Genomic DNA, 14,271 nt, shown 5'->3' with positions numbered 1-14,271 from the left:
CCTTGTCGAAGACCCGGCGGCTCGGCCGGGTGAGTCGGTGGTGGTTTCAGCCCTCGGAGGGCGCGTCGCCCTGGGCGACGTCACCGGGCTGGGCCCGCTCGCCCGAGGTGCCGGTGTCGGCGGCGACGTTCAGGGTCGTGGCGGTGTCGGAGGACGCGGAGTCCAGCGAGTCGTGGGCGGCCGAGACGACCGCGTCCGCGGTGATGCCGAATTCGCGGAACAGCGTCGTGAAGTCCGCAGAGGCGCCGAAGTGCTCGAGCGAGATCGCCCGGCCGTGGTCGCCGATCAGGCCGCGCCAGCTCTGCTGGACGCCGGCCTCGACGCTGACCCGTGCTCGCACGGAGGACGGCAGCACCGACTCGCGGTACTCCTCGTCCTGCGCGTCGAACCACTCGAAGCACGGCATCGAGACGACGCGAGCGGCGACGCCCTCGGCCTGCAGCTTCTCGCGGGCCTCGACGGCCAGCTGCACCTCGGAACCGGTGGCCAGCAGCAGCACGTCCGGCGTCACCGTGGCACCGTCCCTGCTGGCCTCGGCCAGGACGTAGGCCCCGCGGGCCGTGCCCTCGGCCGAGCCGAAGGTGTCGCCGCTGGCGTCGCCGTCGCCGCGCTCCCAGACCGGCAGATCCTGCCGGGAGAGCACGATGCCGGCCGGGTGATCGGTCAGGCCGGCGATGGCACGCCAGGCGTGAGCCACCTCGTTGGCGTCCGCGGGCCGGACGACGTCCAGGCCGGGAATGGCGCGCAGCGAGGTGAGCTGCTCGACGGGCTGGTGGGTCGGGCCGTCCTCGCCCAGGCCGATCGAGTCGTGGGTCCACACGAAGATCGACGGGGCGCCCATCAGCGCGGCCAGCCGCAGCGCGGGGCGCTGGTAGTCGCTGAAGATGAGGAACGTGCCGGCGAACGGCCGGGTGGGGAAGTGCAGCGAGATGCCGTTGACGATGGCCGCCGCGGCGTGCTCGCGGATGCCGAAGTGCAGCACCCGCCCGTACGGGTTGCCCTGCCACATCCTGGTCTGCCGGCTCTCGGGCACGAACGAGGGCGCGCCCTCGATGGTCGTGTTGTTGGACTCGGCCAGGTCGGCCGAGCCGCCCCACAGCTCGGGCATGACCTCGCCGAGCGCGGTGAGGACCTTGCCCGACGCCTTGCGGGTGGACACGGCCTTGCCGGCCTCGAAGGACGGCAGCGCGTCGTCGACGCCGTCGGGCAGCTCGCGGGCGGAGATCCGGTCGAAGAGTGCGGCCTGCTCGGGGTGGGCCGAGCGCCACGCGTCGTACGTCGTGTTCCAGGCGGCGTGCTCCTCGGCGCCGCGCCGGGCGACCTGCCGGGCGTGCTCGAGGACCTCCGGCTCGACCTGGAAGGTCTTCTCCGGATCGAAGCCGAGCAGCTCCTTGACGGCCTTGATCTCATCCTCGCCGAGGGCCGCGCCGTGGGCCTTGCCCGTGTTCTGCAGGGTCGGGGCGGGCCAGCCGATGATGGTCCGCAGCGCGATGATCGAGGGCTTGCCCGTCTCGGCCTTCGCGGCGGCGAGGGCGTCGTGCAGCGCCTGCGTGTCCTCGACGTACTCGCCCGTGGCGGTCCAGTCGACGCGCTGCACGTGCCAGCCGTACGCCTCGTAGCGGCCGAGGACGTCCTCGGAGAAGGCGACGTTCGTGTCGTCCTCGATGGAGATGTGGTTCTGGTCGTAGATGACCACGAGGTTGCCGAGCTCCTGGGTGCCGGCCAGCGAGCTCGCCTCGGCCGTGACGCCCTCCTGCAGGTCGCCGTCGGAGGCGATCACCCAGACGGTGTGGTCGAACGGGCTCTCACCCGGAGCGGCCTCGGCGTCGAGCATGCCGCGGACGCGACGCTGCGAGTAGGCGAAACCGACGGCGGAGGCAAGACCCTGGCCCAGGGGACCGGTGGTGATCTCCACACCCGCGGTGTGCCGGTACTCGGGGTGGCCCGGCGTCTTCGAACCCCACGTGCGCAGCTGCTGCAGGTCCTCGACCTCGAGGCCGTACCCGCTGAGGAACAGCTCGAGGTAGAGCGTCAGGGAGGTGTGCCCGGCGGAGAGGACGAAACGGTCGCGGCCGATCCACTGCGGGTCGGCGGGATCGTGACGCATCACGTTCTGGAACAGCATGTAGGCGGCCGGTGCCAGGCTCATCGCCGTGCCCGGGTGACCGTTGCCCACCTTCTGGACCGCATCAGCGGCCAGCACCCGGATCGTGTCCACCGCCCGCCGGTCGAGATCGTTCCACTGCAGGGGCTGAGAGCTTGACGTCGGCACGAAGACCGCCCTTCTGTTCGGGGGATGCCGGTCGTCGCCGTCCCCTCGGGGAACGGCATCGACCGGAACGCTTGCTTGACCTGGCCCGCGGCGACCACCGGTGGTCGATCCGGCCACCTGGGAGAGGCTTCGTCGCCGCGGTGGACCTGTCTTCCACCTTAGCCCGCACGAAACCTCATCGTCAGGCTGCTGCGTCACGATGGCGAGCGTTCGTCACGAATCGCTGCCGGCCGGTCCATGCCGAGGTCGCTGGCCCGGTGGGGACCTCGACGCCGGTACACTGGAGAGGAACGCGCGCGTCCTCGTGACGGCGCGTTCCGCGACCGCCGCCCCGGGTCCTGGACCCGGGCGCCGCACGTACTGGGACTGGGTGAGGACTTCGTTGAACACCGCTGACGCGCCGTCGTCGATGCCGGAGCCGGCTCTCGCGCCGGAGGAATCGGGGGGACGCTCCTCGTCCACCGGCACGACGCCACGGAATCCGGTGCTGCGCAAGCTGCGCGCGTACGTCGCGCTCACCAAGCCCCGCGTGATCGAGCTGCTGCTGGTCTGCACGCTGCCGACGATGATCTTTGCGCAGGGTGGCCTCCCACCCCTCGGCTTGATCGTGACCACGATGATCGGCGGCGCGCTGGCGGCCGGTGCCGCGGGCGCCTTCAACTGCTACATCGACCGGGACATCGACCGCGTCATGAAGCGGACCGAGAAGCGTCCGCTGGTGACCGGTGAGGTCACCGATCGGGAGGCGCTCGTCTTCGCATGGGTGCTCGCAGTGGCCTCCGTGGTCCTGCTCGGCGTCGGCGCCAACGCGCTCACGGCGTTCCTCGGCGTCGTCGCCATCGTCTTCTACGTCGTCATCTACTCGCTGCTGCTCAAGCGCCGCACCCCGCAGAACATCGTGTGGGGCGGAGCGGCCGGCTGCATGCCGGTGCTGATCGCCTGGGCCGCCGTCACGAACACCCTGTCCTGGTCCGCCTGGATCCTGTTCGCCGTCATCTTCCTCTGGACGCCGCCGCACTACTGGCCGCTGTCCGTGAAGTACGGTGAGGACTACCGGCGCGCCAACGTGCCGATGCTCGGGGCGATCGCCGGGACCGCGACCGTATCCGTGCAGGTCGTCCTCTACGCCTGGGCCATGGTGGTCTGCTCGCTGCTGCTCGTCCCCGTGGGCGGGGCCGGCTGGGTCTACCTCGTCACCGCCGTCCTCGCCGGTGCCTGGTTCCTGGCGCAGAGCCACCGGCTGCACGCCGACGCGATGGCCGGCCGCGCCACCCCGAAGGGCACCATGAAGGTGTTCCACGGCTCCATCAGCTACCTGACGCTGCTCTTCCTCGCCGTCGCGATCGACCCCTTCATCGGCGGCGCCGTCCTCGGCTGAGGCCGACCCGTCCCGCTGTTCGAGGGACACGCCGCGCGCCCTGCCCGTGGATCGGGCCGCCGCGGAGTAGACCGGGTGCATGAGTGCGATGCTGCTGGAATCCGTCGACCCGACCATGCCGTCCGCCTCGTTCGCCGAGACGCCGGACGGCGCCTGCACGCTGTGCTGGGCGGAGATCACCGACGACCACGGCTTCGACGGCCTGTGCAGCGCCTGCCTCACGGACGCCTGCTCCGACTGCCTGGCGGCGCTGACCGGCGACGAGGGCGTGGACGACGGCCGCTGCCACGCCTGCGTGGACGCGGCGGCCTGATCCTTTCGGGGCGCTGCTGTGCTGCTGGTCTCGATGGGGTGGTATCAGGGCGTCAGCTGGACGGGTCCGGCCCGTCCTCGGTGTCGTCCTGATCGTCGGGGTTGGTCGTCATCTTGCGCGACATCGCCGGACGTCGTGAGTGCCGGTGGCCGACGCTCCGCTCGTCGTCCGCTGCCCGGCCTAGCATGACCGGTATGTGGATCGGGTGGATCGAGTTCGACCTGCTGCTCGGCGACGTGCACTCCCTCAAGGAGAAGCGTTCCGTCGTCCGGCCGCTGGTGGCCGAGGTGCGTCGCCGGTTCGACGTCTCCGTCGCCGAGGTCGACCACCAGGACCTGCACCGCCGCGCCGGCCTCGGCGTCGGGCTCGTCGGGGCGGATCGGGCCCATCTGGTCAGTGTGCTCGACGGCGTCGAGCAGTTCGTGGCCTACCGCCCGGAACTCGAACTCCTCGAGGCGCGACGCCGACTGATCAGCTCCGAGGACTGACCGTCATCGTCCCGACTGGGCGCGCCCGCCCGACGTCATTGCCCCCACTGTGAGTCCGTCACTCTTGCCCGTGAGCCCGGGTCTTTGACCGGGGCGGCCGGGCGTAACTGACGGACTCGCGAGGCACACGGCGCGAAACCGACGTACTCGTAAGTCAGCCAGGGGAGCGCGCCGCTATCCTGCCTGAGTCAGCGGTGCGCGCCCGAATACAGGGCTCTTTGAGCGTGGCTTTCGGGCGTCAGGCGCTAACTCATGAGATGGGCGGGGCGCTTTCGTGCGGTAACCGCTAACTCGCGGGAGGGGAGCGGCGCTTTCGGGCGTTAGGCGCTAACTCACGGGTCAGTGACGGCGCTTCCGAGCGGAAACCGCTGACTCACGGGAGGGGAGCGGCGCCGACGGCGGGAACCGCTCCCGCCCGCCGGGCCGCCGCTACCGCGTCGACAGTGCCGTGTCGCGCTGCACCGGCGAACGCACCGGCCGCGCCCTGACCTCGTCGACGATGTTCGTGGCGGCCGCGACGGCCAGGCACGCGCCGAGCATGTGCAGCGCGACCAGCAGGACGGGCAGGCCGGTGAAGTGCTGGGTGAAGCCGATGGCCGCCTGCAGCACGGTGACAGCGTCGGCAATCAGCAGGGCACGACGAAGGCGCGGGCTCACCTCGGGCCGGCGGAAAGCGAGGACCGTCGCGATCACGAGCGAGGCGACCAGCAGGTACACCGGGAACGCATGCAGCCGGGTGACGATGTCGGGGTCGAAGGGGTGCCGGATGGCCCCGTGGTCGCCCGCGTGCGGCCCCGTGCCGGTGACGATGGTGCCGAGGTAGACGGCGATGCCGGTGAAGACGGCGATCGCCACCGCGAGCTGGCGCAGCGTCCGGCCGGCTCCGGATGCGGGCCGGGCCACGCCCCGTTCGGCGTCCCGCACTCTCCCGGTCCGCTTGACCAGGACCGTGGCCGTCGCGACCATGACGGCCGAGACGATGAAGTGCAGGCCGACGATCCAGGGGTTCAGGTTCATCCACACGCTGATGCCGCCGATCACCGCCTGCGCCGGGATGCCGGCCAGCAGTCCGACCGCGAGCCGGAAGATCATCGGCTGACGCCGCCGCAGCCGCCACACCCCCACGAGCGTCGCGATCGCCACCGCGGTGAGCACGAACGTCAGCAGGCGGTTGCCGAACTCGATCACGCCGTGCACCCCCATCTCGGGCGTGCTGATGAACGAGTCGGCGGTGCAGCGTGGCCATGTGGGGCACCCGAGACCGGAGGCGGTCAGCCGGACGGCTCCACCGGTGACGACGATGCCGATCTCCGAGACGAGGGACGCGATCGCGAGGGCGCGGACCGCGGGGGTCACCGCGGGACGGTCGTCCTCGGCCGGGTGATCGGCGACGGCGGGCTGCTGGGTGGTCATCGGGTGGAACCTTCGGGTCGGGGTCGTTCGGGAGGGAGGGCGAGGGGCCGGGACGCGGTCAGTCCCAGCGGAACCAGCGGACGGCGGCGAGCGACGCGGCGACGGTCCAGACCAGCAGCACGAGCAGCGGCCCGACGTCGAGCGCGCCCGTGGTCAGCGCCGTCCGCAGCGCGTTGCCGAGAGCGGCGGAGGGCAGCGCGTCGACGACGCCGTTCAGCCAGCCGGGCAGCCGCCCCGTGGGCAGCAGCAGGCCGCCGGCGCCGGCGAGCAGCACCCACAGCAGGTTGGTGATGGCCAAGGTCGCCTCGGGTCGCACGGTACCCGCGACCAGCAGGCCGAGCGAGGTGAAGCAGGCGGCGCCGAGCACGAGCAGCACGACGGCGATCAGCAGCCCCGCCGGGTCCGGTCGCCAGCCGAGCAGCAGGGCGACCGCCCCGATCACGACGGCCTGCAGGATGAGGACGGCGAGGACGGCGATGGCCTTGCCGGCGATCAGCCCGCCCCGGCCGAGCGGCGTCGTGGACAGGTAGCGCAGCACCCCGTAGCGGCGGTCGAAACCGGTGGCGATGCCCTGCCCGGTGAACGCGGTGGAGACGACGCACAGGGCGAGCACGCCCGGCGTCGCGAGGTCGACCCGGCGGGATCCGTAGCCGTCCAGCAGGTCGACGAACGTCAGACCGATCAGGGCGAGGAGCGGCAGCACGACGGCGAGCAGCAACTGCTCCCCGTTGCGGAGCATGCTCACGGTCTCCCAGCGGCCCTGCGCGGCGACGCGGGTGCCGAGGCCGGCGGGGGCGCTCATCGGTCTGCTCCCGCGGCCGCGCCGCCGGCGAGTTCGAGGAACACGTCCTCGAGGGTGGGCGTGGAGAGGGTCAGCCCGGCGGGCATCACGTCGCGGGCGGCGAACCAGGCACCGATCGCCGCCAGGTCGGCCGGGGTCAGGGCGCCGTCGAGCACGTAACTGCCGGGAGAGACCTCGGCCAGGGCGACACCGTCGCGCCCGGCGAAGGTGCCGGCCAGACCGCTCGGCGCCTCGAATCGCAGCCGGCCGGTCCCGGCCGAGCGCGCCGAGTGGTCCTGCAGCAGCTGCGGGACGGTGCCCTCGGCGACCGATCGCCCGGCGTCGATGATGTAGACGTAGTCGGCCAGCCGCTGCGCGTCGTCGAGCAGATGGGTGGTGAGCACGATGCCGATGCCGTCCCGGCGGAGCTGGTCGATGAGTTCGAAGACGACGGTGCGGGACTGCGGGTCCAGCCCGGCCGACGGCTCGTCGAGGAAGACGACCTCCGGCCGGCCGACGAGCGCGGCCGCGAGCGCGACCCGCTGCTTCTGCCCGCCGGAGAGGCGACGGATGCTCGTCCGGTCGAACGCGTCGATGCCGAGCCGTTCGACGAGGTCGTCGACCGGCAGGGGATCGCGGTAGAGGCGGGCGAGGTGCTGCAGCAGGGGGATCGGTCGCCAGGACGGGGGCAGGCCGCCGTCCTGGAGCATGACGCCGACGCGGGCCCGCAGATCCGGACCGGCGATCTCGGGGTCGGTGCCGAGCAGCGTGACGGCTCCGCCCTGACGGGTGGCGAGGCCCTGTGCGCACGCGAGGGTGGTGGTCTTACCGGCGCCGTTGGTGCCGAGGAGCACGGTGACCTGCCCGAACGCGGCCTGCAGGCTCACGTCGTGGATCACGCGGAGCATCCGGCCCTCCAGGGCAGGCACCGGGCCGACATCCTTGACCAGGTGGTCGACGACGAGGGCGGCGGTACTGCGGTCGGGCACCGCCCCAGTCTACCGGGGCGGCACGGGGCCGCCCGACCGGTCTGAGGACTGCCTTACTGGCTTCACGGAACAAATTACGAAATGATCATGTTGTGCAACACGTGCAGTCCGAGACCGTCGTTCCCTCGCTGCCGGCCGACCGGCCGGCGTCGTCGGCGCGTCCGGACACCGCCGCGCCCGTCACGACGCCGTCGAGCGCCACCCGGGGGTTCTCCGGGACGCAGGGCTTCGCCGGCTCGCCACACGGGCGTCGCGGACCGGCCGGTTCGACGCACGGCACCGGCACCGCGTCGACGGGGACCACGCTCCCGGAGACGGAGTCCCGCACCCGCGACCGGGTGCTGCAGATGGTCCTCGAACTCGGGCCCGTCAGCGCCGCCGACCTCGCCAAGCGACTCGGCCACACCCCCACCGCCGTCCGGCGCCACCTGGACGGCCTGCTCTCCGACGATCTCATCGAGGTCAAGCTCGTGCGCAGCCCCGGCACCCGCGCCGGGCGGCCCGCCCGGCAGTTCGTGCTCAGCCGCGCCGGCCAGGCCACCCTCGGGGACGACTATCTCGGCATCGCCCGCATCGCGATGCGCGAACTCGACCGGATCGGCGGCGAGGCGGCGGTCGACCGGTTCATCGGCGACCGCGTCGACGACCTCGGCCGCCGGCTGGCCCCCGCCGTCGACGCGGCGGGTGACGACATCGCCGACCGCGTGCGCGCGCTGGGCGCCGCCCTCGCCGACGAGGGCTTCGCCGGCTCGTCCACCACGGTCAACGCCGGCCCCATGACCGTCATGCAGTTGTGCCAGGGGCACTGCCCCGTGCAGGAGCTGGCCGCCGAGTTCCCCCGGTTCTGCGAGGCGGAGACCGAGATGTTCGCCGGGCTGCTCGGCGTCGACGTCCGGCGTCTGTCGACGCTCGCGGCCGGCGGCCACATCTGCAACACCCACGTCCCCACCGGGCGGGCGGCGGTCCGCGTCGCCCCCCGATGACGACGACGGATCCAGCACCGCGGACCACGCGCGGTGAGCAGTCTCACGCCGAGCCGGGGCCGTCCCCGGCACCGACGGCGACGAGGATTGAGAAGCTAGCAGGAGGAGGAAGGTCGATGACGGAGCAGATGGCCCGTGACCGCACGGGCGAGCGCGACACCACGATCACCGAGGTGCTCGAGAAGAACCCACAGCTGAAGGGTCTGGGCGCCTACGAGTACGGCTGGGCCGACACGGACACCGCGGGCGCTTCGGCACGCCGCGGCGTCGACGCGGACGTCGTGCGCGACATCTCGGGCAAGAAGAACGAGCCCCAGTGGATGCTGGACCTGCGGCTGAAGGGTCTGAAGTACTTCGACCGCAAGCCGATGCCGCTGTGGGGGTCGGACCTCTCGGGCATCGACTTCGACAACATCAAGTACTTCGTCCGGTCCACGGAGAAGCAGGCCGGCTCCTGGGAGGAGCTGCCCGAGGACATCCGCAACACGTACGAGCGCCTCGGCATCCCCGAGGCCGAGCGGAACCGGCTCGTCGCCGGCGTCGCGGCGCAGTACGAGTCCGAGGTCGTCTACCACCAGATCCGCGAGGACCTGGAGCAGCAGGGCGTCATCTTCATGGACACCGACACCGCGCTGAAGGAGCACCCCGAGTTCTTCGAGGAGTACTTCGGCACGGTCATCCCCGCCGGTGACAACAAGTTCGCGTCGCTGAATACCGCGGTGTGGTCCGGTGGGTCCTTCGTGTACGTGCCCAAGGGCGTGCACGTCGAGATTCCGCTGCAGGCCTACTTCCGGATCAACACCGAGAACATGGGCCAGTTCGAGCGGACGCTGATCATCGCCGACGAGGACTCCTACGTCCACTACATCGAGGGCTGCACCGCCCCGATCTACCAGTCGGACTCGCTGCACAGCGCCGTCGTCGAGATCATCTGCAAGAAGGGCTCCCGGGTCCGGTACACGACCATCCAGAACTGGTCGACCAACGTGTACAACCTGGTGACCAAGCGGGCCATCGCCCACGAGGGCGCCACCATGGAGTGGATCGACGGCAACATCGGGTCCAAGGTCACCATGAAGTACCCGGCCGTCTACATGGTCGGGGAGCACGCCCGCGGCGAGACCCTGTCCATCGCCTTCGCCGGCGAGGGTCAGCACCAGGACACCGGGTCGAAGATGGTGCACATCGCGCCGAACACCTCGAGCTCGATCGTCTCCAAGTCGGTCGCCCGCGGCGGCGGCCGGGCGGCGTACCGCGGCCTCGTCCAGGTCCGGGAGGGCGCCAAGCACAGCAAGAACTCCGTGGTGTGCGACGCCCTGCTCGTGGACACGATCTCCCGCTCCGACACGTACCCGTACATCGACATCCGGGAGGACGACGTCACCCTCGGTCACGAGGCGACGGTGTCCAAGGTCAGCGAGGAGCAGCTGTTCTACCTGATGTCCCGCGGCATGCCCGAGACCGAGGCGATGGCGATGATCGTGCGCGGCTTCATCGAGCCGATCGCGCGGGAGCTGCCGATGGAGTACGCGCTCGAGCTGAACCGGCTGATCGAACTGCAGATGGAAGGGTCCGTGGGCTGAGGATGGCCGAGACGAACACCACCGATATCACCACCGAGAACGACATCGACACGGAGGCGGCCGAGCAGGTCGACGGCGTCGAGGTCGGGGATGCCCGCGTGGCGATCCCCGGCATGAGCCTGGAGGGCGAGAAGCTCGCCGACGACGTGGTCCTCGCCGAGGCCGGCGAGGGCACGGCCGTCACCGGGGACGAGGCCGCCGTCGTCGACGGCACCGCAGACCAGGGCACCGACCCGTCGTTCGGGACGGACTCCGCGCCGCTGGCGGAGGAGGATCACGGCACCGAGCAGCACGGCGCGAAGAAGCACTCCCACGGGGGCGGTTACGGCATCCCCGACTCGTCCCGCGCCGGACGGCTCACGTCCTACCGGGTCGAGGACTTCCCCGAGCTGACCGGCCGCGAGGAGGACTGGCGGTTCACGCCGCTGCCCCGCCTGCGCGGTCTGGAGAAGGCCGAGCTGACCGGGCCCGCCCCCGAGGTCGTCGTGACCGGGCGCCGGACCGACGTCGTCGTCTCCGGCTCGGACGCCGACCCGGACACCGCGGCGCTCGACGCTGCGGTGCTCGACGCTGCCGTTCTGGACGCTGCTGTTCTGGACTCCGTCCGGGTCGAGACCGTGGGCCGTGACGACACCCGCATCGGCATCGGCGGGGTTCCCGAGGACCGGGTCTCCGCCAACGCGTGGAGCGCCTTCACCGAGGCCACCGTGCTCACCGTGCCGGTCGAGACCGAGGTCGCCGGCTACCTGCACGTGCAGGTCACCGGGTCCTCGCTCGACCCGGCCGCCTCCCACCTGGTCATCGACGCGGAGCGGCACTCCCGTGCCGTCGTCGTGCTCGACCACCAGGGCTCCGCCACGCTCGCGCAGAACGTGGAGATCCGGCTCGGGGACGGGGCGGACCTGACCGTCGTGTCCCTGCAGGGCTGGGCCGACGACAGCGTGCACGTGAGCTCGCAGCAGGCCCGCGTGGGCCGGGACGCCCACCTCAAGCATGTCGCGGTCAGCCTCGGCGGCGACGTCGTGCGGCTCACCCCGTCCACCCGGTACGCCGGTCCCGGCGGCGACGTCGAGATGTACGGCCTGTACTTCGCGGACGCCGGGCAGCACCTCGAGCAGCGGCTCTTCGTCGACCACGCGCAGCCGAACTGCAAGTCGCGGGTCACCTACAAGGGCGCGCTGCAGGGCAAGGACGCGCACACCGTGTGGGTCGGCGACGTGCTGATCCGGCCCGAGGCCGAGGGCACCGACACCTACGAGATGAACCGCAACCTGGTCCTCACCGACGGCGCCCGCGCCGACTCGGTGCCGAACCTGGAAATCGAGACGGGCCTGATCGAGGGTGCCGGCCACGCCAGCGCCACCGGCCGGTTCGACGACGAGCAGCTGTTCTACCTGATGGCCCGCGGCATCGACGAGGCCACCGCACGGCGGCTCGTGGTGCGTGGCTTCCTCAACGAGATCGTCCAGCAGATCGGCGTCGCCCAGATCGAGGAGCGCCTGATGGCGGCCCTCGAGGACGAACTGAACGCCGGGAATCTCTGATGCCCGCCGGTGAGCTCGTCGCCCGCGCCGAGGACATCGCGTCCGGTGCCGCGGTGCGCGTGCTCGTCGGCGGCTACCCCGTCGTCGTCGCCCGCGACTCCGACGGGGATCTGCACGCCCTCGCCGACACCTGCTCCCACGGGCAGGTCTCCCTCGCGGAGGGCGACGTCGAGGGCTGCGCGATCGAGTGCTGGGGCCACGGCAGCCAGTTCGACCTGCGCACCGGAGAACCGTTGAGCCTGCCGGCGTACGAGCCGGTGCCGGTCTTCGCCCTCGCGATCGAGGACGGCGCGGTGTGGGTCGACACGGCCACCATCACCAACGACGCCGCGCTCACCTGAGACATCCGGGCCCCGCGCCCACCCAACGCCACTGAACCACCGAGACATCAAGGAGACAGCGAACCCCATGTCCACTCTCGACATCCGGGATCTGAAGGTCAGCATCGAGACCGAGCAGGGCACCAAGGAGATCCTCAAGGGCGTGAACCTGTCCGTGACGACCGGTGAGACGCACGCCATCATGGGTCCGAACGGTTCCGGCAAGTCCACCCTCGCCTCGACCATCGCCGGCCACCCCCGCTACCACGTCGACGGCGGCTCGATCACCCTCGACGGCGAGGACGTCCTCGCGATGAGCGTCGACGAGCGCGCCCGCGCCGGTCTGTTCCTCGCCATGCAGTACCCGGTCGAGGTGCCGGGCGTGACCATGACGAACTTCCTGCGGACCGCCAAGACCGCGATCGACGGCGACGCGCCGTCCCTGCGGACCTGGACCAAGGAGGTCCGCGAGGCGATGGGCCAGCTGCGCATCGACGCCGACTTCGCCCACCGCAACGTCAACGAGGGCTTCTCCGGCGGCGAGAAGAAGCGTGTCGAGATCCTCCAGCTCGAGCTCTTCAAGCCGAAGTTCGCGATCCTCGACGAGACCGACTCCGGCCTCGACGTGGACGCGCTGAAGGTCGTCTCCGAGGGCGTCAACCGGGCCCAGGCCGCCGGCGGCATGGGCACCCTGCTGATCACCCACTACACCCGCATCCTGCGCTACATCAAGCCCGACTTCGTCCACGTGTTCGTGGACGGCCGGGTGGCCGAGGAGGGCGGCGCCGAGCTCGCCGACCGCCTCGAGGACGAGGGCTACGACCGCTTCCTCACCCCGGCGGGGAAGTGACCGGCATGACCGAGACCCCGGCCACGCCCGCCGCTCCCGCCGCTCCCGCCTCCCAGACGAGCCTGGAGGACGTCGAGGAGGCGCTCAAGGACGTCATCGACCCCGAGCTCGGTGTCAACGTCGTCGACCTGGGCCTGCTGTACGGCCTCAAGTACGCCGACGACGGCGCCCTGCTCATCGACCTGACGCTGACCACCGCGGCCTGCCCGCTGACCGACGTGCTCGAGGAGCAGGTCGGGCAGGCGCTGGACAGCATGGTCGACGAGTGGCGGCTGAACTGGGTCTGGATGCCGCCGTGGGGTCCGGACCGGATCACCGAGGACGGCCGCGATCAGATGCGGGCCCTCGGCTTCAACATCTGAGACCGACGCACGAACGACGACGCCCCGGTGCGGTCCCTGGACCGCCCGGGGCGTCGTCGTGTCCGGGGCCGGGACGCCCGGACCGGCGCTACAGCTGCGAGGCGCGGAGCGTGTCGCAGCGGGTGATGTCGCCGGTCTGGTAGCCGGTCGTGAACCAGCGCTGCCGCTGCTCGCCGGTGCCGTGCGTGTAGGTCTCGGGCTGGGTGTAGCCCTGGGCCTTCGTCTGGATCTTGTCGTCGCCGATCTTGCCCGCCGCGTCGAGTGCCTGCGCGAGCTGCTGCTGCGAGATGGGATCGAGGGAGACGGGACCGGAGTTCTGGTCGCTGGAGGCGTGCCGAGCCCACAGGCCCGCGTAGCAGTCGGCCTGCAGCTCCACCCGGACGGCACCGGACTCCGCGCCCTGCGGGTCCCGCTGGGCATAGTCCAGGGTGCCGAGCAGGTCCTGGATGTGGTGCCCGAACTCGTGGGCGACGACGTATTCCTCGGCGAGCGGGCCGCCCTTCGTGTCGAACTGCTGCTGGAGCAGGGAGAAGAAGCTCAGGTCGAAGTAGGCCGTCTTGTCGGTGGGGCAGTAGAACGGCCCGGTGGAGCTGGACGCCGTGCCGCAGCCGGTGCTGACCCGGTTGGTGAACAGCTGCGCCTTCGGCCGGGTGTAGTTCACGTCGTACTTCGGCAGGTAGGCCGCCCAGAACTGGTTGAGGCTGTTGACGGTGGCCACGACGCGGCAGTCGCTGCGCTGGTTGGCCTGCTGGCCCGTCTGGCAGGAGGAGAGCGACGAGCTGACGGCGCTGGGCTGGTCCTGCGCGGGCGCGTTGTTGGTGCCCTCGATGTCGCCGGGGTTGAGGCCCAGCATGACGGCGATCAGCGCGATCACGAGCCCGCCGATCCCGCCGCCGGCCACCAGGCCGCCACGGCCGATCCCGCCGCCCCCGCCGCGGGAATCACTGACCTGGGACGGGTCCAGCTGGGACCCCGCATCGAAGCTCATGAGCACA

14 protein-coding genes are annotated in these 14,271 nt (G+C 71.2%); 9 read left to right on the top strand and 5 right to left on the bottom strand.

Annotated features, from left to right (window positions below):
* Positions 1–46: 46 nt before the first annotated feature.
* Positions 47–2,272 carry a transketolase gene (gene tkt, locus BGP79_RS09690; RefSeq protein ID WP_083701764.1) on the bottom strand — a complete coding sequence of 742 codons (2,226 nt, stop codon included), beginning with the start codon at positions 2,270–2,272 and terminating at the stop codon, positions 47–49.
* Positions 2,273–2,681: 409 nt separating this feature from the next.
* Between tkt and BGP79_RS09685 the strand changes: the two genes are divergently transcribed.
* The 3 genes from BGP79_RS09685 to BGP79_RS09675 all read left to right on the top strand — a co-directional run bounded on the left by BGP79_RS09685 (position 2,682) and on the right by BGP79_RS09675 (position 4,451).
* Positions 2,682–3,650, top strand: coding sequence for a heme o synthase (locus BGP79_RS09685; protein WP_083701763.1), 969 nt, complete (start codon positions 2,682–2,684; stop codon positions 3,648–3,650).
* A 79-nt stretch (positions 3,651–3,729) separates the two neighbouring features.
* Positions 3,730–3,963: a hypothetical protein gene (locus BGP79_RS09680; protein WP_143588371.1), complete on the top strand. Its 234-nt coding sequence runs from the start codon at positions 3,730–3,732 to the stop codon at positions 3,961–3,963.
* A gap of 194 nt (positions 3,964–4,157) precedes the next feature.
* Positions 4,158–4,451 (top strand): DUF503 domain-containing protein, encoded by a 294-nt coding sequence (locus BGP79_RS09675; RefSeq protein WP_076694992.1) that lies wholly within the window; start codon positions 4,158–4,160, stop codon positions 4,449–4,451.
* Positions 4,452–4,880: 429 nt separating this feature from the next.
* Here the strand turns inward: BGP79_RS09675 and BGP79_RS09670 are convergent, their stop codons facing one another.
* Genes BGP79_RS09670 through BGP79_RS09660 form a run of 3 tightly spaced genes read right to left on the bottom strand, consistent with a single transcriptional unit; the run spans position 4,881 to position 7,634 of the window.
* Positions 4,881–5,864, bottom strand: a complete 984-nt coding sequence (locus BGP79_RS09670; RefSeq protein WP_076694990.1) for a heme A synthase — start codon at positions 5,862–5,864, stop codon at positions 4,881–4,883.
* 58 nt (positions 5,865–5,922) lie between these two features.
* On the bottom strand, positions 5,923–6,666 hold the full coding sequence (locus BGP79_RS09665; RefSeq protein WP_076694988.1) for an ABC transporter permease: 744 nt from the start codon (positions 6,664–6,666) through the stop codon (positions 5,923–5,925).
* Positions 6,663–7,634: an ABC transporter ATP-binding protein gene (locus tag BGP79_RS09660; RefSeq protein ID WP_076694987.1), complete on the bottom strand. Its 972-nt coding sequence runs from the start codon at positions 7,632–7,634 to the stop codon at positions 6,663–6,665. Before BGP79_RS09660 ends, BGP79_RS09665 begins: the two co-directional genes overlap by 4 nt.
* Positions 7,635–7,726: 92 nt before the next feature.
* Between BGP79_RS09660 and BGP79_RS09655 the strand changes: the two genes are divergently transcribed.
* The 6 genes from BGP79_RS09655 (at position 7,727) to BGP79_RS09630 (ending at position 13,276) form a co-directional block, all read left to right on the top strand.
* A complete protein-coding gene (locus BGP79_RS09655) occupies positions 7,727–8,617 on the top strand; it encodes a metalloregulator ArsR/SmtB family transcription factor (RefSeq protein ID WP_076694985.1) in 891 nt (296 codons plus the stop codon).
* Between the two features lie 116 nt (positions 8,618–8,733).
* On the top strand, positions 8,734–10,200 hold the full coding sequence (gene sufB / locus BGP79_RS09650) for a Fe-S cluster assembly protein SufB (RefSeq protein WP_076694983.1): 1,467 nt from the start codon (positions 8,734–8,736) through the stop codon (positions 10,198–10,200).
* A gap of 2 nt (positions 10,201–10,202) precedes the next feature.
* Positions 10,203–11,744, top strand: a complete 1,542-nt coding sequence (gene sufD, locus BGP79_RS09645) for a Fe-S cluster assembly protein SufD (protein ID WP_233121343.1) — start codon at positions 10,203–10,205, stop codon at positions 11,742–11,744.
* On the top strand, positions 11,744–12,085 hold the full coding sequence (locus BGP79_RS09640; RefSeq protein ID WP_076694982.1) for a non-heme iron oxygenase ferredoxin subunit: 342 nt from the start codon (positions 11,744–11,746) through the stop codon (positions 12,083–12,085). Before sufD ends, BGP79_RS09640 begins: the two co-directional genes overlap by 1 nt.
* Before the next feature lie 67 nt (positions 12,086–12,152).
* Positions 12,153–12,914: a Fe-S cluster assembly ATPase SufC gene (gene sufC / locus BGP79_RS09635; RefSeq protein ID WP_076694980.1), complete on the top strand. Its 762-nt coding sequence runs from the start codon at positions 12,153–12,155 to the stop codon at positions 12,912–12,914.
* A gap of 5 nt (positions 12,915–12,919) precedes the next feature.
* On the top strand, positions 12,920–13,276 hold the full coding sequence (locus BGP79_RS09630; RefSeq protein ID WP_076695328.1) for a metal-sulfur cluster assembly factor: 357 nt from the start codon (positions 12,920–12,922) through the stop codon (positions 13,274–13,276).
* A gap of 88 nt (positions 13,277–13,364) precedes the next feature.
* Here the strand turns inward: BGP79_RS09630 and BGP79_RS09625 are convergent, their stop codons facing one another.
* A complete protein-coding gene (locus BGP79_RS09625) occupies positions 13,365–14,264 on the bottom strand; it encodes a neutral zinc metallopeptidase (protein WP_076694978.1) in 900 nt (299 codons plus the stop codon).
* Positions 14,265–14,271 lie beyond the last annotated feature (7 nt).

Source organism: Tersicoccus sp. Bi-70 (genome assembly GCF_001968825.1).
Lineage (GTDB): Bacteria > Actinomycetota > Actinomycetes > Actinomycetales > Micrococcaceae > Tersicoccus.
This window is presented reverse-complemented; position numbering and strand designations above follow the sequence as displayed.